The sequence below is a fragment of the Streptomyces neyagawaensis genome, from assembly GCF_023516595.1.
Classification (GTDB): domain Bacteria; phylum Actinomycetota; class Actinomycetes; order Streptomycetales; family Streptomycetaceae; genus Streptomyces; species Streptomyces neyagawaensis.
This window is the reverse complement of the sequence record NZ_JAMGBG010000013.1, coordinates 157,694-182,186: the sequence shown is the minus strand read 5'-3', so window position 1 is coordinate 182,186 and position 24,493 is coordinate 157,694. Positions and strand designations below refer to the sequence as shown.

Below are 24,493 nucleotides of genomic sequence, written 5' to 3'. Positions count from 1 at the left end.
ACCGGGGTGACCTTTACGACTGGGAGGCGTTCGTGCGGGCCGGCGGGAAGGAGCCCCGGCACGGTGACTGCACGTGTGCGATGCCAGGGGACCGTCTCGCGGAGGGCCTGCCATATCCGTAGGTGGTCCGGGGCGGCGGCCGGGCGGGGCGTGCTCAGGAGTCCGCCTCCAGGGAGGTCGCGAGGCGTTCCGCCACGTCGTCCACGAGGGTGCGCTCGGGCGCGCTCCAGCTGAGGAAGCGACCGTCGATCGCCTTCTCGACCTGGGCCCGGGCGGTCTCCTCGGCCACGCCCCAGCGGGTCAGGAACCAGATGAGGACCTGCTCGCAGTGGCCGTACCAGCCGCTGCCGCCGCCCGTGCGGTCCACGACCTGGGTGACCAGGCGGACGGTGGCGCGTTCCCAGGCGTCCTGGCGGTCCTCGGCGGGCATGCGGTCCAGCGGGTAGTGGTCGAAGCGGTCGGCCGTGTCCTCCAGCCAGTTCCGCCACTCGCACAGCGCCTCCGTGATCCGGTCGAGGGTCTCCTCCGGGTCGGTGGCGCTGATCGAGTCGCGGGTACAGCACCAGGCGCCGACCGGGCCGCCGTCGTAATCGCCCTCGTCGGGGGACCAACGCCAGCCGACGGTCCAGCGGCCCCACCGCTCGACCATGGCGAGGGTCATCTCGTCGGCCCAGTCCCAACCCGCCTCGAGGGACCACCGGATGATGTCGTCGTACGCGGCGTGGCCGGCCGGGCGAAGAGGGGTGCGGCGCGCGGGGGCCAGGGCGCGGACCGCCTCGGCGGCCTCGGCGGCGTCGAACGGATGCCGACGGGGATCGACGTCGTCCCAGGTCAGGTTCCTGGGGTTGAGCAGAGGGTTGAAAGCCATCGCGCACATGTTCTGCCGCGACCGGCTTCCCCTCAACCCAATTTCCGGGCGGCGCGCCGTGTGAGGGGCGGACCTGTGCGCGGGGCCCGCCCCCCTTCTGCCCGTACGGCGGTGTCAGCTCCCGACGGTCCTGAACGTCGTCGCCGTGCCGTGGTCGCCCAGGCCGGTCAGGACCTGGAGCTTCTTGATCGGCTTGGTGCCCGCGCTCTTGAACCGGGGCGTGGCGGTCCAGTTGGTGACGGCGTCCAGCATGTTCGCCTCGGGGGCGAGCTGCGTCGCGCCGGCCTTGACCGTGAACGCGGCGTTGAAGTTGGTGCCTTTGTGGCCCGACTTCTCGCTCTTGCCGGTGATCAGGCCGTCCTTGCCGGTCTCGTAGGACAGCGTGGTCGTGGCGCTGGTGACCGGGATGTCGAAGATCCGCTCGGTCGCCGTGACGGACAGGCTGATCGTCTTCGTGGACTTCGCCGTACGGGACGCGGCGACCGTGGTGCTCGTGAAGGTGACGTCCTTGTTGTAGCGGACGGTCTTCGTTTTCGCCTTGCTCGGGATGTCGCCGGTCTGCGTGACACCGAACGCCTTGAACACGCGGGCGTTCTGCAGATAGCCGACGAACGCCCGCTGCTTGGGCGCGGGCAGCCTGCTGAAAGCCTTGAACGTGGGGCCGCCGCCGGGCGCCCTCTTCAGCCACGTCTTGTAGGCGTCCACGGTCAGTTGCGACGGCGCGGCGGGCGCGGTGTCGGCGGCGAGCGCCTGGCCGGAGCCGCCGAGCAGGGCCACGGAGGCCGCTGCGGCCACGACGGTCACGGTGATGCGGTTGCGCACGGTGGGATCTCCTCGTCACACGGGGTCGCCGCACAGCCCGCACGGGTTCATGCCCCATGCGGGGTACGGCAGTTGCCCGGAAGTCGTCCTGGGGTCGCGACGAACGTACGGGCGGGCGGGGAGGGCGCGGAATTGTCTCTTGGGGCAGCGTCCGGAGGGGCAGTGGGCCGGGCGGCGGGCGGTGCGTGACGCCGGTGGCGGGGCTTCAGGCCGGTGACGGCGGATCCGGTGCGGGGCGGGTGCTGCGGAGGTAGGCCAGGACGGCCAGCACCCGGAGGTTCACATGGGCGCGCTCATGGCTCTCGGGGTGGGGCAGGCCCAGCTTCTGGGAGATCGCCGTGACCCGCTTCTCGACCGTCTTGAGGCTGTAGCTGAGGCGGCTCGCGATGGACGTGTTGGAGTGGCCCTCCGCCATCAGCGCCAGCACCTGCCGCTCCACGGGGACCAACGCGGCCAGCGGATCGGTCCTGCGGGGGCGGGTCAGCACACGCCGCACCACCTCGGGGTCGACCACGACCTCCCCGGAGGCGACCCGCTTGATCGCGTCGACGAGCCGGTCGGTGTCCCGCACCCGGTCCTTGATGAGGTAACCCACCGCCTGGTCCGCCGTCTTGAGCAGCCGCATCGCGTACGACGTCTCCGCGTAGTGGGACAGCACGAGGAGCCCGGTGCCCGGATGGTCGGCCCGGATCCGCTCGGCGGCCCGCAGCCCCTCGTCGCGGTGGTCGGGCGGCATCCGGATGTCGAGGACGGCCACGTCGGGCGGGTCCGCCGCCACGGCCTGCAACACCTCCGGCAGGGTGCCCGCCTGCCCGGTGACCGTGAAGCCGCGCGCGGTCAGTGTCTCGGCCAGCATGTGCCGCAGTAAGCCGGAGTCCTCGGCGATCACGATCCGCATGGCAGCTCCGCGACCAGCCGCGTACCCGCACCGCGCGGGCTGTGCACGCGCAGCCGCCCGCCGAGGGCGCCCACCCGGTCCTCCAGCCCCCGCAACCCCGTGCCCCCGGCGGGATCCGCGCCACCGGTGCCGTCGTCGGTGACCTCGATGACCAGCAGACCCCCGGCGCCGTCGTCCACCCGGACGCGTGCCTCGGTCGCCTCCGCGTGCTTGTACACGTTGCTCAGCGCCTCCGTGACGATGAAGTAGGCGGTCCGTTCCAGGTGTTCGGGCAGCCGCCGGTCGGGGATGTCCGGGACGACCGGCAGCGGCGCGCGCTCGGCGAGGACCTCCACGGCCGCCGCCAGGCCCTGCTCGGCGAGGGCGGGCGGATGGATGCCCTCGGCCAGGGCCCGCAGCTCGTGCAGCACCTCGGTCAAGTGGGCGGAGGCGGCCGCCAGATCGGACTCCTCCGGCCCGGACGGGCCCTGCCCGGTCGACTGGGCCCCCGAGGCTCGGGCACGGTCGACCAGCATCGAGATCACCAGCAGCTTGTGCTGCACCCCGTCGTGCAGATCCCGCTGGATGCGCCGGCGTTCGGCGTCGGCCGCCAGCACGATCCGCGCCCGTGAGGCCCGTACCTCCGCCAACCGCGCCCGCTGCGCGGCCAGGAGGCGCGCGTTGTCGAGGGCGAGCCCGGCCGCCGCCAGGACGGTGTCCACCAGCGGGCGCTGCTCGCGCAGGGCCGGATCGTGGACGAGGAGCGCGAGCAGCTCGCCGCGCCGGACGACCGGGGTGACGCAACTGCCTTCACGAGCGGGACCGTCGGTGTCGGTGTCGGCGGCGGCGACACCGTCCGCCCGTACGTAACGTGCGGCCGGGGCCGTCGCCCCGTCGCCCTCCTGCGCCGACTCCCCGCGCGGGAACCACAGTTCGAGCCCCGGATCGCCCAGCGCCTCCGCGAGGGCCTCCTCCACATGCGCCGGTTCCGCGGACTCCTCCAGCCGTACGACGAGGTCGGCCACCCGGACCCGGGCCATCCGGACCCGCACCAGACCGGCGACGAGCGCGACCGGTGTGACGATCAGACCCAGCGCGTATCCGAGGAGCGCGAACCGCTGGATGTCCGGTGCCGCCCGCAGCATCGCCGCACCCGCGCCGAGCACGACCACACCGCCCAGCGCGAGCATCGTCAGCCACACCGGCGCGTAGGCCCGGCGGACCGGCCGCCCGGCCGTGGACCAGCGGCGCACCACCAGGGCCGCGGTCAGCACGGTGAGCGCGGCGACGGTCACACTGCCGATCGGCGACCACACCGAGTGCGGCGCCGACGGGTCGCCCCACTGTTGCGGCTGTGGCGGGTACTCGGCGGCGTACCGCACGATCTGCGTCCCCACCGACGCGAGGTACAGCAGGGCGACGACCGGTCGTTCGTGGCGGTGGTAGAGCCGGCCTGCGGGCAGGGCCAGCACAAGGTGGCCGATCGCGGCGTACGTGAGGTGGTAGCAGCAGAAGCCGATCGCGAACAGGGTCCGGCTGTCGGCGAGTTGGAGGTCGCCGAGGTACCAGGTGAAGCCGACCAGCATCATCAGCCCGCCGGTGCCGTTCGCCGGCCGGCGCACCCGCAGGACCGCCCCGCACACCACGAACGAGGCGCCCGCCGACTGCACCGGCAGCCACAGCCAGAGCGGATACGGGGCGCGGTGCCAGGTGGTGACGATCGCCGTCCAGGCGACCAACACGCCGGCCACGCCCAGCACGAGGGGCACGAGGGGCACAACCGGTCGGCGCGGCCGGTCCGGATCCCGGCTGTCGCTCCCCCGTGGCCAGGAGGGGACCGGTGTCGGAACGACTCCTGCCGCTGGCATAACCCCATTGTGGCCGCCCCCGGCCCGCCCTGTCCGCAGAGAGGAGGGAAAACCCGCCGCGGGAAGGAGGGTTCACCCCGCAGTGCGACGCCGGTGCCGCTGCGAGCCTGGAGTGCGGAGGGGAGGGGAGGGCGGGGGACGACGGGGACCGGTGCGCTCCGCGTACCGCGTATCCGGAAGGCGGACCGATGCCAGAACCGCCGGTGGAGGACCCGAGGAGTGGTCCCGGTGGCCCGCGAGGGGAGCGGGGCGCCGGGTTCAGGGAGCTGCTCGCTCCGGTCCTTCGAGGCGGGGAAACCGTGCGGGCCTGCTGCCAGGGGGAGTGCGGCGGGTTCGCGGGGCGGGGGAGCCGACCCGTCGTCGTGGCGCTGACGGGGCGCAGGCTCATCCTGCTCCACCTCGTGCCGCCGGGCTCGGAGAGTGGCCCCGGCACCGGCGCGGGGTGGGCCGATCCGGTCGGCCGTGTCGTCGTCGAGTCGTTCCGTCAGGGGCGGAACGGGTCGAGCAGGCTCCGGCTGCGACGGCTGGCCGTACCGGATCGGCTGGTCCGGATCAGGGTCGGGGAGCAGTGGCGTACGGAGGTGGCGCTGATCGCGGCGGCACTTCCCCGGGCGACGCCCTTCACCCTGCCCGACTGATTCGGCTGATCCGACCGATCCTCCGGCTGATCCGCCCGATCCTCCGGCTGATCCGGCTGATCCGGCTGATCCGGCGGAGAGAACGAGGGAAAGGCGCGCGGGGACGGGGGAAAGCCACGGGGCCGGGGGAAGGGCGCGGGGGGACGGGGGAAGGCGAAGGCGGCGGCCCCGGGGATCGGGGGGCCGCCGCCTTCAGCTGTGATCCGGCTGGTCGCCGTGGCGGGTCAGTACCGCTTGGCGTCTCAGTACCAGTTGTTGGCCTGCCAGAAGGCCCACGCGCCACACGGGCTGCCGTAGCGGTCCTTCATGTAGTCCAGGCCCCACTTGATCTGCGTGGCGGCGTTGGTCTTCCAGTCGGAACCGGCGGAGGCCATCTTCGAACCGGGGAGAGCCTGGACCAGGCCGTAGGCACCGGAGGACGCGTTCGTCGCGTTGGGGTTCCAGTCGCTCTCGTGGTCGACGATGTTGGAGAAGCAGGTGTACTGAGCGGAGTTCGCGATCATCTTCTTCGCGGTCGCCTGGGCCTGCGCGGCCTCCGAGGTCGCGGCCTGCGCGGGCACGGCGGCGAGCAGCGCACCGGCGGTGGCGGCGGCGACGGCGGTACCGGCGAGGGCCTTCTTCGGGGAGGCGATGCGGCGGAGAAGGGTGCGAGTCACGGGGAACCTTTTCTTCGGGGACGTTGACGTCGCGGGCATGCCTTCACCACATGCGATGCGGTGGGGGCGTACGTCGGCGCCGAGCCCGTGTGGGTGGTCGGCGCCGTGCGACTCGTCCACAGAAGCAGCCCGGGTGGTCTGTCCGCAAACACCCCTTTTGCTAGTTGTGGCAGTATGCGGGTGGAGAGCGTGCTCTGTGACGTGGCTCTCAATTCGCAGGTCAGAGGCCATTACGGCGTGGGCATGCCACCGCTTTTGATCTACGGCCCCGCTTCGTATGTGACCTGCGCCCTGTGGGGTGGTTCACCGCGCACGCAACGCTCCGCGCACGAGGCCGGACTCCGCGTTCAGGGAGCGGGCGGGTCGAATGTGACCGCGCTCTCGAAGGCGGCCCGGCGTGTGGCCCGCCGTAGTGCCCGCAGCACCGGGGTGCCGAGCGTGAGGGTCAGGGCGACGGTGACCACGGCCCGGCCCAGGTCCCAGCCGAGGGAGGTGGCCAGGCAGTACGCGAGGAACCGGGCGAGGTTCGCGGCGGGGGAGGAGTCCGCGTGGAAGGCGATGTTCGAGGCGAGCGCGCCGATGAAGGGCCAGCCGTAGAGGTTCATGACCGTGCCGTAGGCGAAGGCCGCGACGAAGCCGTACGCCGCGAGCAGCACGAGTTCGGCGCGGCCCCGCAGCCGCCGGGCGCCCGGCAGCAGCCCGGCGCCCATCGCGAACCAGCCCATCGACAGCATCTGGAACGGCAGCCACGGCCCGACACCGCCGGTCAGCAGCGCCGACGAGAACATCGTCACCGCGCCGAGCGTGAAGCCGAAGCCCGGGCCGAGGACGCGGCCGCTGAGCACCATCAGGAAGAACATGGGCTCCAGCCCCGCCGTCCCCGCCCCGATCGGGCGCAGCGCGGCGCCGGTCGCCGCGAGCACCCCGAGCATCGCCACGGCTTTCGCGCCCATCCCCGCCTCGGAGATCGTCGCCGCCACGACACCGACGAGCAGCACGAGCAGCCCGGCGAACAGCCAGGGGGCGTCCTGCGCGTGCGCGCCGACCTGCGAGTCGGGGGACGCGAAGAAGGGCCAGGCGAAGGCGGCGACACCGACGAGGCTGACGAGCGCGAGGGCGAGGAGGGAACGGGGGGAGAGGGGAACGGGGCGGGGGCGCGGCGGGTGGGGGTGGGGGTTTCGGACGTGGGCGGGCTGGGGGGTGGTGCCGGATTCAGTGGTGCCGGATGCAGTGGTGTTGGCCGGGTCGGTCGGGTCGGTCGGATCGAGGGGGTCGGTCGGATCGAGGGGGTCGGCTGAGTCGGTCGGGTCGGTCGGGTCGGTCGGATCGGCGGGGGCGGTCGGATCGGCTGGGTCGGCCGGATCGGTCGGTTCGAGGGGGTCGGCGGGGGCGGCCGGATCGGCTGGGTTGGTCAGGTCGGCGGGGTTGGTCAGGGGGTCCGCGGGGGCGGTCGGGGCGGTCACGTCGGTCGGGTCGGTCGGGGGCAGGGGGTTCGTCACGGTCGCTCCCGCTCGGCTGCGCGCAGGGTGGTGAGGGCGTGGCTCACCTGGGTCGTGGTCAGCCATTTCTGCGGGGCCAGGATCTTCGTGACCTGCGGGGCGAAGGACGGGGAGCCGACGACCACCTCGGCGGTCGGGCCGTCGGCGACCACCTCACCGTCGGCGAGGATCAGCACGCGGTCGGCCACCTCCGCCGCCAGCTCCACGTCGTGCGTGGCCAGCACGATGGCGTGGCCCCCGGCGGCGAGCCCGCGCAGGGTCGAGACCAGGCGGGCCTTGGCCGCGTAGTCGAGCCCCCGGGTCGGCTCGTCGAGGAGCAGCAGCGGGGGCCGGGCCGTCAGTACGACCGCGAGGGCGAGCGCCAGCCGCTGGCCCTCCGACAGATCACGGGGGTGCGTGGCGTCCGTCACCCCGGGCAGCAACTCGTCCACCAACCGGCGGCAGGTGCCCGGCTGCGCGCCCGCGTCCCTGTCCGCCGCCGCGCACTCGGCCGCGACCGTGTCCGCGTACAGCAGGTCCCTCGGCTCCTGCGGGACGAGACCGACCCGGCGTACGAGGTCCCTCGGCGCCGTCCGGTGCGGTCGCGCCCCGCCGACCTGCACCGAACCGGCCGTAGGGGCCACCAGGCCGACCAGTGCGGACAGGAGGGTGGACTTGCCGGCGCCGTTGCGGCCCATGAGGGCGAGGGTCTCGCCGGGGGTGACGGTGAGGTCCACGCGGCGGAGGGCGGGGACGCTGCCGCGCCGCACCGCGAGCGAGGTGACTTCGGCGAGGGGGGCCGGCGGGGTGGCTTCAGGGAGGGCTGAGGGGTCTGTGGGAGCGGTGGCCGGCTCGGGTGGGCTGATCGGATCCGGGGCCGGTGTGCGGGAGAGGAGGCGGCGGAGTCGGGGGAGGGTGGGCTCGGCCGTGGTGTGCCGGGTGCGGGCGGTGGGTGGCTGGGCGCGCAGTTCCCCGCGCCCCTGGGCGGGGGTGGTGCGGGGCGGGGTGTGGGAGGCCAGGCGGGCTCGTAGGGGCGCCGCCCTGCGGCGGGCGTCCCGCACCGTCAGGGGGAGCGGCGTCCAGTCGGCCAGGCGGCCCAGGGTCACCACCGGGGGGTGGACCGGGGAGACGGCCATCACCTCGGCGGGGGTGCCCAGGACGGGGCGGGCGCCCGGCGAGGGGAGGAGGACGACCTGGTCGGCGTACTGGATGACGCGTTCGAGGCGGTGCTCCGCCATCAGCACCGTCGTGCCGAGGTCGTGGACCAGACGCTGGAGCACCGCCAGGACCTCCTCCGCCGCCGCCGGGTCCAGCGCGGAGGTCGGCTCGTCCAGGACCAGGACATCGGGGTGCGGGGTCAGCACCGAGCCGATGGCGACGCGCTGCTGCTGCCCGCCGGAGAGCGTCGCGATGGGCCGGTCGCGGAGGCCGGCGAGGCCGAGGAGGTCCAGCGTCTCCTCCACCCGTCGCCGCATCACGTCCGGAGCCAGGCCCAACGACTCCATGCCGTACGCGAGTTCGTCCTCGACGGTGTCCGTGACGAAGTGAGCGAGCGGATCCTGGCCGACCACGCCCACCACGTCGGCGAGTTCGCGCGGCCTGTGCGTACGCGTGTCCCGGCCGGCCACCGTGACCCGGCCGCGCAGGGTGCCCCCGGTGAAGTGCGGCACGAGTCCGTTCACCGCGCCCAGCACGGTCGACTTGCCGACGCCGGACGGCCCGACCAGCAGGACGAGTTCACCCTCCGGGACCTCGAAGTCGACGCCCTGGACGGAGGGTTCGACCGCACCTTCGTACGTGACGGACACGTCCTCGAAGCGGATCATGCGTCTTCCTTGCTGGGGGCGGTGACTGTGGGGGCGGTGACTGTGGGGGTGGGGGCGGTCGTGGAGATGGCGGGCGCGGGGGCTTTCGCGGAGGTAACCGGGGGCGGCGGACCGGGCGCCGCGAATGCCGGCAGCAGGCCCACCAGGAGCGCGGCGGCCGGCCACAGCGGGAGCTCCGGCGCGGTGAGGGGGACGACGGTGGGGTGCAGGGCGGCGGAGTCGTACGCCCCGCAGAGGACCAGGAGGACGGCGACGGCCGCGCCCGACGCCCCCACCAGGGACGCCCGTACGCCCCACGGGTCCGGCCGGTAGCGGGTGCGGGGCGAGCGGCGGCCGCCCAGACGCAGGCCCGCGAGGGCGGCGGCGAGGCCGGTGAGCAGGACGGGGAGACCGTAGGCGCCGCCGGCCGCGGTCAGGACGCCGTACGTTCCCGCGCAGACCCCCAGCAGTCCGCCGAGGGTCAGTGCGGCTGTCGTACGGCGGACGCGGGCCGGGACCTCGGCGGTGCGGCCGTACCCGCGTGAGTCCATCGCGGCGGCCAGGGCCACCGACCGTTCCAACGCGCCCTCCAGCACGGGCAGCCCGACCTGGAGCAGCCCGCGGATGCCCCGGTCGGGGCGCCCGCGCAGCCGCCGGGCGGCCCGCAACCGCTGCACGTCCGCCACCAGATGCGGGGCGAACGTCATCGCCACCACCACCGCCACGCCCGCCTCGTACAGGGCGCCCGGCAGCGACTTCAGCAGCCGGGCCGGGTTGGCGAGGGCGTTGGCGGCACCGACGCAGATCAGGAGCGCGGCCAGGCGAAGCCCGTCGTACAGCGCGAACAGCACGCCCTCCGCGGTCACCCGGCCGCCCAGGCGGATGCCCTGCGCCCAGTCGGGCAGCGGGACTTCGGGGAGCGTGAGGAGGATGTGCGTGCCGGGGACCGGCGAGCCCAGCACCACGGCGAAGGCCAACCGGATGACCAGCACCGCCAGGCCGAGCTTCACGAACGCGGTGTACGAGCGGGCCCACGGGGCGTCGGTGCGGTGCGTCGCCACGACGTACCCCGCCACGGCTATGAGGAGGGCCAGGAGGAGGGGGTTGGTGGTGCGCGACGCGGCGGTAGCGAGCCCGAGGGCCCAGAGCCACCAGGCGAGGGGGTGCAGGTGGTCGGCCCGGTGTCCGTGGCGCGGGGGATCCGTGGGGTGAGTGCCCTGCGTATCCGCCGCACCGCGGGCCGGCGGTCCGTGGCTAGCCACGGCGGCGTCTCCTGGCCTGCCACACCGCCGCCGCGCCGAGCACCGCGACGGCACCGATGCCGACGAACAGCCCGACGGACGGGCCCTTCTCGTCGGACGTACGGGCGTCCTCGGAGGCGGCCGAGCCGTCGGACGCGCCGGAGGTGCCGGACGCGCCAGATGCGCTGGACGCGCCGGAGGTGCTGGACGGGTCGGGGCCGTCATCGGCGATCGCCTCCCCGCACCCCTTCCGGGGATACCCGGCGATCGAGCAGAGCAGCGCGTTCGTGTCGTACCGGAGCGGCTTCGCCACGGCGGCCAGCGCGTCGGCGGTGGTCGCGTCCGACGGCACGCGCGCACAGGCGGTGCGCGCCGGCGGGGGCGTCTCACCCGCCGGCGCGTCCTCGGCGGTGCCGAAGTCGAGGACGAGCGCGATCCGCTTCTGCCCGTCACGGGCGGCCGTACCCGAGCAGATGGCGTCGAAGCGGGCGGCTCCGCGCGGCTCGGCGGCGTCGTCGGAGTCCGCACTGACGGCGAACCGGAAGCCCTGGACGTCCCCGTCGGAGGGCCGCGCCGTCGACGGCCCCTGCGTGGCGTACACCCAGCCGAAGCCGTCCGCCCCCCGGTCCCAGAAGGACCAGTACCGGTAGGCGGCGGCATGGGCCGGTCCGCCCAGCCCCACCAGGACGCACAGCAGAAGCAGGGTCGCCGCCGACGCGGCCGTGGCGCGCCCGCCGGTGAGGGTCATGTCCGTCGCCGCTTCCGGGTGAGGCGCGTCAGTGCGGCCCCGGCCAGCGCGGCGAGGCCGAGCCCGGCGCCCAGAACCACACCGGTCGCGATGCTCCCGTCGTCCCCGCCGTCGGCGGTGTCGTCGCTGGGCACGCTTCTGTAGTCGTCCACGTCCCGCGCCGGGCCGGTCTCGGTCAGCTGGGCCACGAGGTCCGCGCCGCCGAAGTCGCGCGGGTCGGTGCCGGCGGCGTGCGCGGCGAGGATGAGCTGGGCGTACGCGGCGGGGCCGGACTTCGCCGCCCAGGGGCCGTGGTTCTTCTCCAGCCAGGCGAGCGGCTTCGCGGTGGTCTTCGTGTCCCCGGCGGCGGCCAGCGCCACGACCGCGTCGGCGGTGTTGCCGAGGTCGGGCTGGTCCTCGGCGCCCGGGAGGGCGGACTTCAGGTAACCGTCGGAGGTGAGGGCCCCGGCGAGGTACACGGCACCGTTGTGCGCCGCGTCCTCGGGCGAGGTGCCGCTGACGCACTCACCGGCCGTACCGGCACCGGCGTTCGCGCTGCCGCTCTCCGCGTTCTCCCCGGCTTCCCCGGTCTTGGCGGCGTCGACGACGAACCCCTCACCCAGACTGCCGACCACGGCGGCGGCCGTGGCGTCGGCGTTGGCGGCGAGCCCGCCCTTCTTGTCGGGCTGGTAGGCGAAGGCACCGCTGCCCTCGGTGCCGGCTGCGCAGGGGAGGGCGAGGGCGCGCAGGGCGTCGTAGGGGGAGTGGCCGGCCTTCTTCTGCCCGCCGGGCGTCTCGCCCGCGGCGGCGAGCGCGCCGATGACGACGGACGTGGAGTTCGCGTCGCTGGGCCCGCCGGCGGTGAAGCCCCAGCCGCCGTCGTCGTTCTGGTGGTCCTTCAGCCAGCCGACGGCCCGCTCGGCCTGCGCGTCGTGCCCGCCGACGGCGGCGAGCGCCTGCACCGCGGCGGCCGTGCTGTTGGTGTCGACGGCCGTCTTGGCGTCGCACTCGGCGGTGGGGTCGGGCCGGTACGCTGCGAACGCGCCGTTCGCGCACTGCTGGCCGAGCAGCCAGTCGACGGCCCCGGCGCCGGGCTTCTCACCCACGGCGTCGAGGGCGACCAGCGTGAGCGACTGCCGCCAGACACCGTCGAACTTGGGGTCCGTCGACCCGTACAGACCGGTGGGTATCGCCTGCGACGGCGACGCGGACGGCGCGGCGGGGGCGGTGTCGTCGGCGAGGGCGGCCGGCGCGAAACCGGTACCGAGTCCGGTGCCGACCCCGGCTGTGGCGGCCAGTACGGCGACGACCGCGGCGCTGCGGCGGACATTCATGATCGGGGGTGCCTCTCCCTGACGGGAGCCGGGCGCCACGGCGCGACGCCGGGCGGCTCGGCTCCGTATTCCTCGACGGTGCCGTGCACCGGCGGACGCCGGTGACGCGAGCCGGTCACAGTTCCGCACAGGGCAGTCCGACTCGCCGATCGCACGGACGGCTTCGGCTCACGGTTGCGGGTCAGCGCCGGATTTGCACCGGCTTCCCCCTGTACGGGCGTGACAACCCGGCCACTCTACCTGCCGGTAGGCAACAGCCGGAGGGCCACCTGCGCCGGAGGGTAGGTTCGGGAACATGCGGACGGGGAGACTGCTGGGCGCGGGGCGTACGGCGGACGTGTACGAGGTGGCGGACGACGCGACGGGAAGCGACGCGGTCGACGACGACGCGGTCGAGGACGACGCGACCGCCGATGGTGCGGCCGAGGATGGTCGATCCGTGGACGCCGCCCGTGCTGCCGGCCTCCGCGGCGCCGGTGTCCGCGGCGCCGGTGTCCGCGGCGCCAGCGTTCACGGCACCTGGGTGCTGCGCCGGTACCGGGACGGCTGGGGCGACGCACGGGCCGAGGCCGAGGTCATGGAGCACGTACGCGCCCACGGCTATCCGGCCCCACGCGTCCGCACGGCGACCCGTACCGACCTGGTCCTGGAACGCCTTTGGGGCCCCACCATGCTGGAGGCGATCGCCGCGGGTGTCCTCCCGCCGGAGGAGGCCGGCGCCGAACTGGCCCGCCTCCTCCACGCGCTGCACGCGCTCCCGCCCCGCCGCTCCACCGACCCGGCGACCCGCGTCCTCCACCTCGACCTGCACCCCGAGAACGTCCTCCTCACCCCGGACGGCCCCCGCGTCATCGACTGGGCCAACGCCGAGGAGGGCCCGCCCGGCCTCGACTGGGGCATGTCGGCGGTCATCCTCGCCCAGGTCGCGGCCGACACGGCCGACGCCCGCGCCCCGCTGGCCCACGCAGCACTCACCGGCCTCCTCGCCCACCAGTCGCCCAACGCCCCCTCAGCCCTCACGGAGGAGGGACTGACAGAGGCGATCACCCTCCGGTCGACCAATCCGACGATGAGTGTGCGAGAGGTACGACTCCTCGATCGGGCCCGGGAGTTGATCCGTTCGGTCGGTGTCCGCTGAGGCCGTGTTCGTCGACGCCCGGTCTCACGCCGCCACGTACGTCACCGGGTCGGTGCCCGGGACCGCCTCCGCTCGGCCCTGTTTCACCAGGCGGCGCAGGTGGGCTTCCGCCTCGGCGACGGCGATGTTCCTGGAGCTGTAGGGGATCTGGGACCAGGGGCGGTTCCACTCCATGCGTTCGGCGAGTTGCCACGGCGTGAGCGGGGTGGTGAGGAGGGAGCGCAGGTCGGTGAGGCGGGACTCGTGGTGTGTGAGCAGCTCCCGTACGCGGGCCGAGGCGTCGGTGAACGTGTACTGGTGCGCGGGGAGGACCTCGGCCGGACCCAGCCGGGCGACGCGTTCGAGGGAGTCGAGGTAGTCGCCGAGCGGGTCGGTCACCGTCGTGTCGTCGGGGTCCTCGTACAGGCCGATGTGCGGGCTGATCTCGGGGAGGAGATGGTCGCCGGAGAACAGCCGCCCCCGGCCGGGCAGTTCCGCCGGGTGGTCCTCTTCCAGGTGCAGGCAGACGTGGCCCGGGGTGTGGCCGGGCGTCCAGATCGCGCGGAGGCGGCGGCCGGGCAGGTCGAGGAGTTCGCCGGGGACGATCTCGCGGTCGGGGAGCGCGGGGGAGAGGCCGGGCAGGGTGCGGCGACCGCGCGGGGCGCGCAGCGGCGCCACGTGCTCCTCGGGCGCACCGGCCGCCGTCAACTTGGCCGCCATGTACGTGAACCAGCGCTCCGGCCGCGTCTCCCGCGTCCGCCGTACGACCGCCGCGTCCGCCGCGTGCATGGCCAGCCAGGCGCCGGACGCCTCCCGCACCTTGCCCGACAGGCCGTGGTGGTCCGGGTGGTGGTGGGTGATCACCACGCCGGTGATCTCCCCCACCGACGTACCGCACGCGACGAGGCCCTCGCACAGGGTGTCCCAGGAGGCCGGGTCGTCCCAGCCGGTGTCGACGAGCACGGGCCCGCGATCGGTGTCGACGACGTACACGAGCGTGTGGCCCAGGGGGTTGTCCGGGATGGGGACCCGAAGGGACCGGACGCCGCCGCCATGGTCGTACACCTGCGTCATGGGCTCCCCAATCGCCGCCGTCCGGCAACTATAACTAGAACAGGTTTCGATGGGAGGCCGAGTCAACCGTCCCCCTCCACCGTCCCCGGCCGACGTCCTCGTCAATCGTCCCGAGCCGTCCGTCGTCGCCCCGCGTGGACACCCCCGTGGACTCCTCGAACCGGAGCTGGTATCAGTTCCCGTATCACCTATCTGATGCATCGTCAGAAATAGGATCGGCTCCGGGGAGGCAGTCGGCCATGACCGAGCTCGTGGAACACGGACAGCTGTTCATCGGCGGGGAGTTGACGGACCCCCTGGGCACGGACGTCATCGAGGTGGTCTCGCCGCACTCGGAGGAGGTCATCGGCCGCGTACCGCACGCCTCACGGGCGGACGTCGACCGGGCCGTGGCCGCCGCGCGGAAGGCGTTCGACGAGGGGCCGTGGCCCCGGACGACCCTCGACGAACGCATCGAGGTCGTCGCCCGCATCAAGGACGCCTTCGCCGTGCGCCACGAGGAGTTCGCCCGCCTCATCAGCGCCCAGAACGGCACCCCGTTCACCTCCAGCGTCATGGTGCAGGCCCTCGCCTCGATGATGGTGTGGGACGCGGCGATCACCACGGCACGGAACTTCACCTACGAGGAGCACCGCGACGGCGTGCTCGGGAAGATCCTCGTGCGGCGCGAACCGGTCGGGGTCGTCGCGGCCGTCGTCCCGTGGAACGTCCCGCAGTTCACCGCCGCCGCCAAACTCGCCCCCGCCCTGCTCGCGGGCTGCCCCGCGATCCTGAAGGTCTCGCCCGAGACCCCGCTCGACGCGTATCTGCTCGCGGAGATCGCCGCCGAGGCCGGGCTCCCGGAGGGCGTCCTGTCGATCCTCCCGGCGGACCGCGAGGTCAGCGAGTACCTCGTAGGGCACCCGGGCGTCGACAAGGTCTCCTTCACCGGCTCGGTCGCCGCGGGCAAACGCGTCATGGAGGTCGCCGCCCGCAACCTCACCCGCGTCACCCTGGAGCTGGGCGGCAAGTCCGCGGCGGTGATCCTGCCGGATGCCGACGCGCAGACCGCCGTCAACGGCATCGCGCCCTTCGCCTGGATGATCAACGGCCAGGCGTGTGTCGCCCAGACCCGCATCCTCGTCCCGCGCACCCGCTACGACGAGTTCGCCGAGGCGTTCGCGGCCGCCGCTTCCGCGCTCAAGGTCGGCGACCCCCTCGACCCCGCCACCGAACTCGGCCCGCTCGTGGCGCGGCGGCAGCAGCGCCGCAGCCTCGACTACATCCGCATCGGCCAGGAGGAGGGCGCCAAGATCCTCACCGGCGGCGGCCGCCCCGCCGGCCTCGACCACGGCTGGTACGTGGACGCCACCCTCTTCGGCGACGTCGACAACTCCATGCGCATCGCCCGCGAGGAGATCTTCGGCCCGGTCATCTGCCTCCTCCCGTACGGCGACGAGGCCGAGGCCGTACGGATCGCCAACGACTCCGAGTACGGCCTGAGCGGCAGCGTGTGGACCGCCGACGACGAGCGCGGCATCGAGATCGCCCGCCAGGTCCGCACCGGCACGTACTCCGTCAACACCTTCAGCCTCGACATGTTCGGCCCCTTCGGCGGCTACAAGAACTCCGGCCTGGGCCGCGAGTTCGGCCCCGAGGGATACGGCGAGTACCTGGAGCACAAGATGATCCACCTGCCCGCCGGGTACCAGCCGCCCGCCGACGCGGACGCCGCTGCCGGGGGAGAGGGGGTGGGCTGATGGGCGACCGCTGGCGCGTGGAGGTCGACCGGGCGATCTGCATCGGCTCCGCCCAGTGCACGCACCTCGCCCCGGACGCCTTCCGCCTCGACACCGCGATGCAGTCCCACCCCACCGAACCGGAGACGGACGCCAACGAACGCATCCTGAAGGCGGCGGAGGGCTGCCCGGTGGAGGCGATCTCGATCACCCTGCCCGGCAGCGGCGAGCCGGTGTTCCCCCCGGAGGAGTAGCCGCCCACCACCCCTTACGCTGTGCCCTCGTATCACCGTGAACCATCAGTGACCAGGGCGGGAAAGCGTGCGGAAGTCCGAGGCCAAGCAGTTGATCGAGCAGGCGCGTGCCGCCTGGGACGCCGAGGAGTGGCAGCGCGCCGCCGACCTCTACGAGCAGGTGCTCGCCCACTACCCGGACCTGGAGGCGAGCGCGGTGTGGTGGTACGACGCCGCGCTCGGCCACAAGTTCCTGGGCAACTGGGAGAAGGCGTACGAACTCGGCGTCCAGGCCGCCGCCCGCTCCCCGCGCGGCGAGGGCGACCCGGCGTTCTGGAACCTCGGTATCGCCGCCACCATCCGCCGCGACTGGGCGACCGCCCGCGACGCCTGGTCCGGCTTCGGCATCGACCTGCCCGACGGCGACGGCGAGATCGCCGGCCGCTTCGGCAACGCCTGCGTGCGCCTCGACACCGACGGTGAACGCGAGGTCGTTTGGATAGAGCGCCTGTGCCCCACCCGTGGCCGTGTCCTCAACGTGCCCGTCACCGGCGGCCGACGTTACGGCGAGATCGTCGTCCACGACGGAGAACCGAAGGGCGAGCGGGTCGTCGACGGTACGAACTACCCCGTCTTCGACGAGCTCCTCCTCTTCGAACCCTCCGACCTGCCCACCCTCTCCGTGACCGTCGCCGCTGCCGAACAGGCCGACCTGGAGGCCCTCCTCCAGCTGTTCACCGACCACGACTTCGGCGCGGAACCCGAGAGCAGCCTCGTCGTCCACTGCGCCTGCTGCAGCGAGGGCACCCTCCACAAGGAGCGCAGCGTCCACGCGGGCGCCCAGCGCGTGTCCCTCGCGGCCCCGGAGGAGGACGCCCGACGCCTGCTGGACCAGTGGGCGGTCGGCACGGCCATCGGGCGCAGCTGGAGCGGGCTGGAGGCAGTGGCGTAGAGATCGGAGGAGAGCGGAGTAAAAAATCCTCACCAGGGGGTTGCATACCCATATGGGCGTTCTATCCTGGAATTCGGCCTACGGGACGAGTGAGGGAGTTCGACCGGAGTAGCCGACATTTGCGAGAGGCGCAGGTCTCCGCTGGTGCCGACGTCGACGGTCGGGCTGAGAGGCCGAAAGGTCGCTGGTGCAGGACCGGACGGCGACCCCCAGAACCTGATCCGGGTCATACCGGCGCAGGGAACCCGTCTCGTAGGTCCTTCATGTGTGAGTAGATCTTCATCCGCCCCGGTGCCCGCGCGGCGCCGGGGTCATTTCGCGTCCCCGGGGGCCGTCAGGTCGATCAGGCGGCAGACCGTCTCGATGTCGATCTTCACCTGGGCGATGGAGGCACGGCCGGAGAGCCAGGTGATGAGGGCCGAGTGCCAGGTGTGCTCGATGACGCGGACGGCGGAGAGCTGCTCGGGGGTGGGGTGCTCCAGCCCCATCGCGTCCAGGATGATCGCCGTCGTCTGGTGGGAGACCTGGTCCACCTCGGGGCTGACGCTGCGGTCCGCGAACGTGAGCGCGCGGACCATGGCGTCCGCGAGGTGCGGCTCTCTCTGGAGCGCCCGGAACGCCCGCATCAGGGTCTCCGCCACCCGCTCCGCCGCCGTCTCGCCGGTCGGCGGCTTCTTCCGCAGCGTGCCGTGCATGTGCTCCAACTGGTCCTGCATCGTGGCGACCAGCAGATGGATCTTGGAGGGGAAGTAGCGGTAGAGCGTGCCGAGGGCGACCTGCGAGGACTCGGCGACCTCCCGCATCTGCACGGCGTCGAAACCGCCCCGGCTGGCCAACTGCGCGCTCGCGTGCAGGATCCGGCGCCGGCGGGCCTCCTGCCGCTGGGTGAGGGGCGGCGAGTCCGGCCGCGACTCCGGGCGCTGTTCCTGTCGGGCGCTACTGGCGTCCACCTTGGCTTCCGCAGGCATGGGTACCGTTCCGTGACAGTCGGTGAGGGCGTGCGATCCGACAGCATGCCAGGGCGCGTGCCGTGGCGTGAATCACCTGATCCACCGCTCACCGCGGCCCTACCTGCCGGTAGATTCAGTGCTCCTTGAACGATCAAGTCTGTAACTTGTTCTAGATTACCGTCCCGACGTAATCTCACCGGACAACACAGGCAGAAGGGGGCCCGAGAGTGACCGCTGAGGCCAGTGAGGCGGGGCATCACGTCGGCCCCGCCGCCGACGGCGGCCGACCGCTCAACATCGCGCTCCTCACCTATAAAGGGAACCCGTTCTGCGGGGGCCAGGGCGTGTACGTACGGCACCTCTCGCGCGAACTCGCCCGCCTCGGCCACCGGGTCGAGGTCATCGGCTCCCAGCCCTATCCCGTCCTGGACGAGGACGCCGTTCCCGGCGCCGGGCCGGGCGGGCTCTCCCTCACCGAGCTGCCCAGCCTCGACCTCTACCGGCAGCCCGACCCCTTCCGCACCCCGAAGCGCGACGAGTACCGCGACTGGATCGACGCGCTCGAAGTGGCGACGATGTGGACCGGCGGCTTCCCCGAGCCCCTGACGTTCTCCCTCCGCGCCCGCCGCCATCTGCGCGCCCGGCGCGGCGAGTTCGACGTCGTCCACGACAACCAGACCCTCGGCTACGGCCTGCTGGGCGAGGTGGGCGCGCCCCTCGTCACCACCATCCACCACCCCATCACCGTCGACCGGCAGCTGGAGCTGGACGCCGCCGAGGGCTGGCAGCGCCGTATGTCCGTACGCCGCTGGTACGCGTTCACCCGTATGCAGAAGCGCGTCGCGCGCCGGCTGCCGAGCGTGCTCACCGTCTCCGGCACCTCCCGCCAGGAGATCGTCGACCACCTCGGCGTACGCGGCGACCGTATCCACGTCGTCCACATCGGCGCCGACACCGACCTCTTCTCGCCCGATCCGTCCGTCGCGCGGATACCCGGCCGGATCGTCACCACCTCCAGCGCCGACGTGCCGCTGAAGGGCCTCGTCTTCCTCGTCGAGGCGCTGGCGAAGGTCCGCACCGAGCACCCCGCCGCCCATCTGGTCGTCGTCGGCAAGCGGCCCACCGAGGGCCCCGTCGCCCAGGCCATGGAGCGCTACGGCCTCGACGGCGCCGTCGACTTCGTGAAGGGCATCTCCGACGCCGAGCTGGTCGACCTGGTGCGCTCCGCCGAGGTCGCCTGCGTGCCCTCCCTGTACGAGGGGTTCTCGCTGCCCGCCGCCGAGGCCATGGCCACCGGCACGCCACTGGTCGCCACCACCGGCGGCGCCATCCCGGAGGTCGCCGGACCCGACGGCGAGACCTGCCTCGCGGTGCCCACGGGCGACGCGGGCGCCCTGGCCGCCGCGCTGAACCGGCTGCTCGGCGACCCCGACCTGAGAGCTCGGCTCGGCCACGCGGGCCGCGAGCGGGTGCTGCGCCGGTTCACCTGGGCCAAGGCCGCCGAGGGCACGGTCGCCCACTACCGCGAGGCGATCGCCCGCGCCGAGGGGCGCCCGGCGGGGGCCGCCGTGAGCACCGCCCCGCGTGCCGTCCCGACGGCGGACCGCACCGCCGAGCACACCACCGACCACACCGCCGACCGAGTCGTCGACGCCCACGAGGCCGTCGAAGAAGCAGTTGAAGCAAACCGCGAAAGCGCCGACCGCGAAAGCAGGGCCACGTGCTGACCGTCGACTTCTCCCGGTTCCCGCTCGCCCCGGGGGACCGCGTCCTGGATCTCGGCTGTGGAGCGGGCCGGCACGCCTTCGAGTGCTACCGGCGAGGCGCCCAGGTCGTCGCCCTGGACCAGAACGGCGACGAGATCCGCGAGGTCGCCAAGTGGTTCGCGGCGATGAAGGAGGCCGGCGAGGCCCCCGAGGGCGCGACCGCCACGGCCATGGAGGGCGACGCCCTCGCCCTGCCCTTCCCCGACGAGTCCTTCGACGTCGTGATCATCTCCGAGGTCATGGAGCACATCCCGGACGACAAGGGCGTACTCGCCGAGATGGTCCGCGTGCTCAGGCCCGGCGGCCGCATCGCGATCACCGTCCCGCGCTACGGCCCCGAGAAGGTCTGCTGGACGCTGTCCGACGCGTACCACGAGGTCGAGGGCGGCCACATCCGCATCTACAAGGCGGACGAACTCCTCGCCAAGGTCCGCGAGGCCGGCCTCAAGCCTTACGGCACCCACCACGCGCACGCCCTGCACTCGCCGTACTGGTGGCTGAAGTGCGCGTTCGGCGTCGACAACGACAAGGCGCTCCCGGTCCGCGCATACCACAAGCTGCTGGTCTGGGACATCATGAAGAAGCCCCTGGCCACCCGGGTCGCCGAGCAGGCGCTCAACCCGCTGATCGGCAAGAGCTTCGTGGTGTACGCGACGAAGCCGCACCTGCCGCGGATCGCCGACGGCGACGCCGACGGGGGCGCGACGGCAGCCGGGCCCGCTTCCGAGACCGGTGCCGAGGCCGGGGTGGCCGCCAAGTGACGACGCCCCGGACAGAACACCTGGTCCTGCCCGGGGTACTGACCGCCGAGCAGGCCGCCGCCACCGTCCGAGGGATCCTCGCGGTGCAGCGGGAGGACGGCGCGATCCCCTGGTTCCGCGGACACCACCTGGACCCCTGGGACCACGTCGAGGCCGCCATGGCCCTCGACGCGGCCGGAGAGCACGACGCCGCCGAGCGCGCCTACACCTGGCTGCTCCGGCACCAGAACGAGGACGGCTCCTGGTACGCCGCGTACGCCGACGGCGACGCCGCCGACGTCACCGACCGCGGCCGGGAGACCAACTTCGTCGCGTACATAGCCGTCGGCGTCTGGCACCACTACCTGGCCACCGGCGACGACACGTTCCTCGACCGCATGTGGCCCGCCGTGCACGCGGCGATCGAGTGCGTGCTGCGGCTCCAGCAGCCCGGCGGGCAGATCGGCTGGAAGCGCGAGGACGACGGCACGCCCGTGACCGACGCCCTGCTGACCGGCTCCTCGTCCATCCACCACGCGCTGCGCTGCGCGCTGGCCATCGCCGAGCAGCGGGAGGAACCCCAGCCGGACTGGGAGTTGGCCGTGGGCGCGCTGCGGCACGCGATACGCCGGCACCCCGAGCGGTTCCTCGACAAGGACCGCTACTCGATGGACTGGTACTACCCGGTCCTGGGCGGCGCGTTGACGGGCGCGGAGGCCAAGTCCCGTATCGAGGAGGGCTGGGACCGCTTCGTCGTCCCCGGCTTCGGTGTCCGCTGCGTCGTCCCCAACCCGTGGGTGACGGGCGGCGAGTCCGCCGAACTCGCCCTCGCGCTCTGGGTCATGGGAGAGTCCGACCGGGCCCTGGAGATCCTCCAATCCATCCAGCATCTGCGCGACCCCGCGACCGGTCTGTACTGGACGGGCTTCGTCTTCGAGGACGGGGCCGTCTGGCCCGAGGAACTGACCTCGTGGACGGCCGGATCCCTGCTGCTGGCGGTGGCCGCGCTCGGAGGCGACGAGGCGACGTGCGCGGTGTTCGGCGGGGAGCGACTGCCGCGGGGCCTGGACGACGTCGAAGAGTCTGACTGCTGCTGAGGTCCGGCCTCCGGGTGGGGAGCTTGAGGTCGTGAGGCGGCCGCGGGTGAGTGGGGGCTGCTCGCGCAGTTCCCCGCGCCCCTAAAAGCACGGGCCGGGCCCGGGGGTGTTCAGGGGCGCGGGGAACTGCGCGAGCAACCACGACCCACCCGCAGTCACCCAGCGGCCGCAACCCGCCCTCGCCGTTCCGCGAAGCGCTCAGTGTCGGTGCATGCGGTTCGCGATCGCGTGGCCCACGAACAGGTAGACCACGGCGGCGAGCCCGTACCCGGCGACGACCCGCGCCCACTGTTCGTCGAAGGTGAACAGGTCGTGGGACCAGCCGGCCAGCCAGCGGGCCGCGTCATGGACGAACTGCACGAAGTCGTTCGCGCCGTTCGCACCGAGCAGATACATCAGGATCCACAGGGCCAGAATGAAGGCCATCACGTCCGCGACGATCGCGATGACCCGGCCCGCCTGGTTGGAGCCGCTATATCGAGACATGCTTGACGGGTTGCCGCTGATTCGTGGCTGAAACCCTATGAGTTCAGCTCGGCCAGCACCCGCAGCGTCGGCAGGTCCGGTGACACGACGAGCAGATCCGTCACCGGCCCCTTCCGCCACACCTCCAGCCGCTCGGCGATCCGCTCCCTCGGCCCCACCAGCGAGATCTCGTCGGCGAACGCGTCCGGCACCGCGAGCACGGCCTCCTCGCGACGGCCGTCGAGGAACAACGCCTGTATCCGCCGCGCCTCTTCCTCGTACCCCATGCGCGCCATGAGGTCGGCGTGGAAGTTGCGCTTCGCGTGCCCCATCCCGCCGATGTAGAAGCCGAGCATGATCTTCACGGGCAACAGGCCCTCGGCGACGTCGTCGCAGAGCTGCGCCCGCGCCATGGGGGCGATGAGAAACCCCTCGCGCAGATCGGTCAACGACGCCTCGTAGACGTCCGTCCGCGTCGGCGACCAGTACAACGGCAGCCAGCCGTCCGCGATCCGCGTGGTCTGCGCGATGTTCTTCGGCCCTTCGGCGCCCAGCAGGACGGGCAGATCGGACCGGAGAGGATGCGTGATGGACTTCAGCGGCTTGCCCACACCGCTGCCGTCCGGACCGCGGTACGGCACCGCGTGGAAACGCCCGTCGAGCTCGACCGGGGCCTCCCGCCGGAGCACTTGGCGTACGACATCGACGTACTCCCGCGTCGCGGTCAGCGGCGACCTCGGGAACGGCCGCCCGTACCAGCCCTCCACGACCTGCGGACCGGACAACCCGAGCCCCAGAAGCATCCGCCCGCCGGAGAGATGGTCGAGGGTGAGCGCGTGCATGGCGGTGGTCGTCGGCGACCGCGCCGCCATCTGCGCCACCGCTGTACCGAGCTTGATCCGCGACGTGCGCGCCGCGATCCAGGTGAGCGGCGTGAACGCGTCCGACCCCCACGACTCGGCCGTCCACACCGAGTCGTACCCGAGCCGCTCCGCCTCCTGAACGAGCGGCACATGATCCGCCGAAGGACCACGCCCCCAGTACCCCAGTGCCAGACCGAGCCGCATACGCCGCCTCCTGACGCCCCGTCAGTTCCGGTGACCAGGAGGGCGACTGTACGACAACGGCCCCCCGCTCGGAAGAGCGAGGGGCCGGTCGTACGGCGAGGGTGCGGCGTCGCGCTCAGCCGCGCTGGATGCCGGTGGTGTCCTGGAGGACACCGCGGCGGCCGTCCTGGGTCTGGGCGACCAGGTTGGCGCCGCGCTGCTCGACCGCCAGGTACCAGGTACCGGGGGCCAGTTCGGCGATCGTCGACTGCGAGCCGTCCTCGGCGAACAGGGGACGCGCCACGGGCACGGCGAACCAGAACGGAGAGAAGTCACCTGCGGGCGGCTGCGGAGCGGCCTGCGCCTGCTGCGGCTGCGGCTGACCACCGAACGGCGCGCCCGGCTGCCCCGGCTGGGGCTGGCTCGCACCGAACGGCGCCTGGGCACCGGCACCCGGGTAGCCGTAACCACCGGGGGGCTGGGCGCCGTAGGGCTGCGGGGCCGCCGGGCGCGGGGCGCCGACGAGGGCGGCCTTCAGCGCGGGGACGAGGGGGGTGGCGACGGCCGCGGCGGCCATGATCAGGGTCGCGATGAGGGCGAGGATGAGGCCGGCGCCGGCGTCGGTGCTGTTGCCGCTCGAGCCGCTGCCGAAGTTGTCACCACCGCCGGTGGGGTCGAAGATGTTGCCCAACGCGCTCCACGCGGCGAAGACGGTGAAGGCGATGCCGAAGTGGCCGAGGTCGATCCCGGCGATCTTCGGCGCCTGCGGCAGGCCCCGGGCGATGACGATGAACACGGCGCCGAAAATGCCTGCCAGCACGACGCTGAGCAGCACCGGCCCGCTCTCCCAGAGATTCGGCATCTCGAAGCTGTCGGGAACACCGTCGAGGGAGTAGTTGTCGAGGAACGACGCGATGAACAGCAATACCGCTGCTCCGATCACGACGCCGTCGCCTCTGGTGAGGGAGCGGATATTCACTTCAGGTCCTTCGTCAGTCGTCTCGTCATCGGTGTGGAGGCG

22 protein-coding genes, 1 pseudogene and 1 riboswitch are annotated in these 24,493 nt (G+C 72.9%); of the genes and pseudogenes, 8 read left to right on the top strand and 15 right to left on the bottom strand.

What is annotated here, in order from left to right; genetic code table 11:
• Positions 1-154: 154 nt before the first annotated feature.
• The 4 genes from M8J73_RS09065 to M8J73_RS45220 all read right to left on the bottom strand — a co-directional run bounded on the left by M8J73_RS09065 (position 155) and on the right by M8J73_RS45220 (position 4,336).
• Complete coding sequence (locus M8J73_RS09065; RefSeq protein ID WP_063799313.1) at positions 155-868, bottom strand: hypothetical protein; 714 nt, start codon at positions 866-868, stop codon at positions 155-157.
• A 114-nt stretch (positions 869-982) separates the two neighbouring features.
• Positions 983-1,690, bottom strand: coding sequence for a hypothetical protein (locus tag M8J73_RS09060; protein WP_249828442.1), 708 nt, complete (start codon positions 1,688-1,690; stop codon positions 983-985).
• A 205-nt stretch (positions 1,691-1,895) separates the two neighbouring features.
• Positions 1,896-2,588, bottom strand: coding sequence for a response regulator transcription factor (locus M8J73_RS09055; protein ID WP_249828441.1), 693 nt, complete (start codon positions 2,586-2,588; stop codon positions 1,896-1,898).
• Positions 2,576-4,336, bottom strand: a complete 1,761-nt coding sequence (locus M8J73_RS45220; protein WP_249828440.1) for a sensor histidine kinase — start codon at positions 4,334-4,336, stop codon at positions 2,576-2,578. The genes M8J73_RS09055 and M8J73_RS45220 overlap by 13 nt, the downstream gene beginning before the upstream one ends.
• Before the next feature lie 287 nt (positions 4,337-4,623).
• On the opposite strand from M8J73_RS45220, the gene M8J73_RS09045 reads away from it, so the two are divergent.
• Positions 4,624-5,073, top strand: a complete 450-nt coding sequence (locus tag M8J73_RS09045; RefSeq protein WP_249828439.1) for a hypothetical protein — start codon at positions 4,624-4,626, stop codon at positions 5,071-5,073.
• A gap of 242 nt (positions 5,074-5,315) precedes the next feature.
• On the opposite strand, the gene M8J73_RS09040 is transcribed toward M8J73_RS09045, so the two are convergent.
• The 6 genes and pseudogenes from M8J73_RS09040 to M8J73_RS09015 all read right to left on the bottom strand — a co-directional run bounded on the left by M8J73_RS09040 (position 5,316) and on the right by M8J73_RS09015 (position 12,314).
• Positions 5,316-5,768: an aggregation-promoting factor C-terminal-like domain-containing protein gene (locus M8J73_RS09040; RefSeq protein WP_055542260.1), complete on the bottom strand. Its 453-nt coding sequence runs from the start codon at positions 5,766-5,768 to the stop codon at positions 5,316-5,318.
• A 308-nt stretch (positions 5,769-6,076) separates the two neighbouring features.
• Positions 6,077-6,889: pseudogene (locus M8J73_RS09035) on the bottom strand (ECF transporter S component); the annotation flags it as partial.
• A gap of 335 nt (positions 6,890-7,224) precedes the next feature.
• The gene (locus M8J73_RS09030; protein ID WP_249828438.1) at positions 7,225-9,033 is read right to left on the bottom strand and encodes an ABC transporter ATP-binding protein; all 1,809 of its coding nucleotides are present in this window, start codon (positions 9,031-9,033) and stop codon (positions 7,225-7,227) included.
• Complete coding sequence (locus M8J73_RS09025) at positions 9,030-10,274, bottom strand: energy-coupling factor transporter transmembrane component T (RefSeq protein ID WP_505016637.1); 1,245 nt, start codon at positions 10,272-10,274, stop codon at positions 9,030-9,032. The genes M8J73_RS09030 and M8J73_RS09025 overlap by 4 nt, the downstream gene beginning before the upstream one ends.
• Positions 10,267-11,001 carry an SCO2322 family protein gene (locus tag M8J73_RS09020; protein WP_055540342.1) on the bottom strand — a complete coding sequence of 245 codons (735 nt, stop codon included), beginning with the start codon at positions 10,999-11,001 and terminating at the stop codon, positions 10,267-10,269. The genes M8J73_RS09025 and M8J73_RS09020 overlap by 8 nt, the downstream gene beginning before the upstream one ends.
• Positions 10,998-12,314: an SCO2321 family membrane protein gene (locus M8J73_RS09015; RefSeq protein WP_055540343.1), complete on the bottom strand. Its 1,317-nt coding sequence runs from the start codon at positions 12,312-12,314 to the stop codon at positions 10,998-11,000. Before M8J73_RS09015 ends, M8J73_RS09020 begins: the two co-directional genes overlap by 4 nt.
• Before the next feature lie 114 nt (positions 12,315-12,428).
• Positions 12,429-12,568, bottom strand: a riboswitch (cobalamin riboswitch).
• A 41-nt stretch (positions 12,569-12,609) separates the two neighbouring features.
• Between M8J73_RS09015 and M8J73_RS09010 the strand changes: the two genes are divergently transcribed.
• Positions 12,610-13,452: a phosphotransferase gene (locus M8J73_RS09010; RefSeq protein WP_055540344.1), complete on the top strand. Its 843-nt coding sequence runs from the start codon at positions 12,610-12,612 to the stop codon at positions 13,450-13,452.
• 24 nt (positions 13,453-13,476) lie between these two features.
• Here the strand turns inward: M8J73_RS09010 and M8J73_RS09005 are convergent, their stop codons facing one another.
• On the bottom strand, positions 13,477-14,505 hold the full coding sequence (locus M8J73_RS09005) for a Strvi_7410 family MBL fold metallo-hydrolase (protein ID WP_055540345.1): 1,029 nt from the start codon (positions 14,503-14,505) through the stop codon (positions 13,477-13,479).
• 239 nt (positions 14,506-14,744) lie between these two features.
• Here M8J73_RS09005 and M8J73_RS09000 point away from each other — a divergent pair, with 239 nt between their 5' ends.
• The 3 genes from M8J73_RS09000 to M8J73_RS08990 all read left to right on the top strand — a co-directional run bounded on the left by M8J73_RS09000 (position 14,745) and on the right by M8J73_RS08990 (position 17,408).
• A complete protein-coding gene (locus tag M8J73_RS09000) occupies positions 14,745-16,244 on the top strand; it encodes an aldehyde dehydrogenase (protein WP_055540346.1) in 1,500 nt (499 codons plus the stop codon).
• A complete protein-coding gene (locus tag M8J73_RS08995) occupies positions 16,244-16,477 on the top strand; it encodes a ferredoxin (RefSeq protein WP_055540347.1) in 234 nt (77 codons plus the stop codon). The genes M8J73_RS09000 and M8J73_RS08995 overlap by 1 nt, the downstream gene beginning before the upstream one ends.
• Positions 16,478-16,544: 67 nt before the next feature.
• Positions 16,545-17,408: a tetratricopeptide repeat protein gene (locus tag M8J73_RS08990; RefSeq protein ID WP_055540348.1), complete on the top strand. Its 864-nt coding sequence runs from the start codon at positions 16,545-16,547 to the stop codon at positions 17,406-17,408.
• Between the two features lie 311 nt (positions 17,409-17,719).
• Here the strand turns inward: M8J73_RS08990 and M8J73_RS08985 are convergent, their stop codons facing one another.
• On the bottom strand, positions 17,720-18,376 hold the full coding sequence (locus tag M8J73_RS08985) for a TetR family transcriptional regulator (protein ID WP_055540349.1): 657 nt from the start codon (positions 18,374-18,376) through the stop codon (positions 17,720-17,722).
• Between the two features lie 209 nt (positions 18,377-18,585).
• On the opposite strand from M8J73_RS08985, the gene M8J73_RS08980 reads away from it, so the two are divergent.
• From M8J73_RS08980 to M8J73_RS08970, 3 genes are read left to right on the top strand one after another with little or no spacing between them, the layout of a single operon-like run.
• A complete protein-coding gene (locus tag M8J73_RS08980; RefSeq protein WP_055540350.1) occupies positions 18,586-20,085 on the top strand; it encodes a glycosyltransferase family 4 protein in 1,500 nt (499 codons plus the stop codon).
• Positions 20,079-20,885 (top strand): class I SAM-dependent methyltransferase, encoded by an 807-nt coding sequence (locus M8J73_RS08975; protein ID WP_055540351.1) that lies wholly within the window; start codon positions 20,079-20,081, stop codon positions 20,883-20,885. Before M8J73_RS08980 ends, M8J73_RS08975 begins: the two co-directional genes overlap by 7 nt.
• Positions 20,882-21,961, top strand: a complete 1,080-nt coding sequence (locus M8J73_RS08970) for a prenyltransferase (protein WP_249828437.1) — start codon at positions 20,882-20,884, stop codon at positions 21,959-21,961. Before M8J73_RS08975 ends, M8J73_RS08970 begins: the two co-directional genes overlap by 4 nt.
• 198 nt (positions 21,962-22,159) lie before the next feature.
• Here M8J73_RS08970 and M8J73_RS08965 read toward each other — a convergent pair whose 3' ends face one another.
• The 3 genes from M8J73_RS08965 to M8J73_RS08955 all read right to left on the bottom strand — a co-directional run bounded on the left by M8J73_RS08965 (position 22,160) and on the right by M8J73_RS08955 (position 24,451).
• Positions 22,160-22,447, bottom strand: coding sequence for a hypothetical protein (locus M8J73_RS08965; RefSeq protein WP_055542949.1), 288 nt, complete (start codon positions 22,445-22,447; stop codon positions 22,160-22,162).
• Positions 22,448-22,482: 35 nt separating this feature from the next.
• Positions 22,483-23,493, bottom strand: coding sequence for an LLM class F420-dependent oxidoreductase (locus M8J73_RS08960; RefSeq protein WP_249828436.1), 1,011 nt, complete (start codon positions 23,491-23,493; stop codon positions 22,483-22,485).
• Between the two features lie 115 nt (positions 23,494-23,608).
• Positions 23,609-24,451, bottom strand: a complete 843-nt coding sequence (locus tag M8J73_RS08955; RefSeq protein ID WP_249828435.1) for a DUF5336 domain-containing protein — start codon at positions 24,449-24,451, stop codon at positions 23,609-23,611.
• Positions 24,452-24,493: the final 42 nt, after the last annotated feature.

What these genes read in the sequence shown, in the direction of transcription:
- M8J73_RS09055 (WP_249828441.1), bottom strand. Translation starts at nt 2,588, where the DNA reads ATGCGGATCGTGATCGCCGAGGACTCCGGCTTACTGCGGCACATGCTG.
- M8J73_RS08995 (WP_055540347.1), top strand. Translation starts at nt 16,244, where the DNA reads ATGGGCGACCGCTGGCGCGTGGAGGTCGACCGGGCGATCTGCATCGGC.
- M8J73_RS08985 (WP_055540349.1), bottom strand. Translation starts at nt 18,376, where the DNA reads ATGCCTGCGGAAGCCAAGGTGGACGCCAGTAGCGCCCGACAGGAACAG.
- M8J73_RS08960 (WP_249828436.1), bottom strand. Translation starts at nt 23,493, where the DNA reads ATGCGGCTCGGTCTGGCACTGGGGTACTGGGGGCGTGGTCCTTCGGCG.
- M8J73_RS09040 (WP_055542260.1), bottom strand. Translation starts at nt 5,768, where the DNA reads ATGCCCGCGACGTCAACGTCCCCGAAGAAAAGGTTCCCCGTGACTCGC.
- M8J73_RS09065 (WP_063799313.1), bottom strand. Translation starts at nt 868, where the DNA reads ATGGCTTTCAACCCTCTGCTCAACCCCAGGAACCTGACCTGGGACGAC.
- M8J73_RS08965 (WP_055542949.1), bottom strand. Translation starts at nt 22,447, where the DNA reads ATGTCTCGATATAGCGGCTCCAACCAGGCGGGCCGGGTCATCGCGATC.
- M8J73_RS09015 (WP_055540343.1), bottom strand. Translation starts at nt 12,314, where the DNA reads ATGAATGTCCGCCGCAGCGCCGCGGTCGTCGCCGTACTGGCCGCCACA.
- M8J73_RS09010 (WP_055540344.1), top strand. Translation starts at nt 12,610, where the DNA reads ATGCGGACGGGGAGACTGCTGGGCGCGGGGCGTACGGCGGACGTGTAC.
- M8J73_RS09045 (WP_249828439.1), top strand. Translation starts at nt 4,624, where the DNA reads ATGCCAGAACCGCCGGTGGAGGACCCGAGGAGTGGTCCCGGTGGCCCG.
- M8J73_RS09000 (WP_055540346.1), top strand. Translation starts at nt 14,745, where the DNA reads ATGACCGAGCTCGTGGAACACGGACAGCTGTTCATCGGCGGGGAGTTG.
- M8J73_RS09020 (WP_055540342.1), bottom strand. Translation starts at nt 11,001, where the DNA reads ATGACCCTCACCGGCGGGCGCGCCACGGCCGCGTCGGCGGCGACCCTG.
- M8J73_RS09030 (WP_249828438.1), bottom strand. Translation starts at nt 9,033, where the DNA reads ATGATCCGCTTCGAGGACGTGTCCGTCACGTACGAAGGTGCGGTCGAA.
- M8J73_RS09005 (WP_055540345.1), bottom strand. Translation starts at nt 14,505, where the DNA reads ATGACGCAGGTGTACGACCATGGCGGCGGCGTCCGGTCCCTTCGGGTC.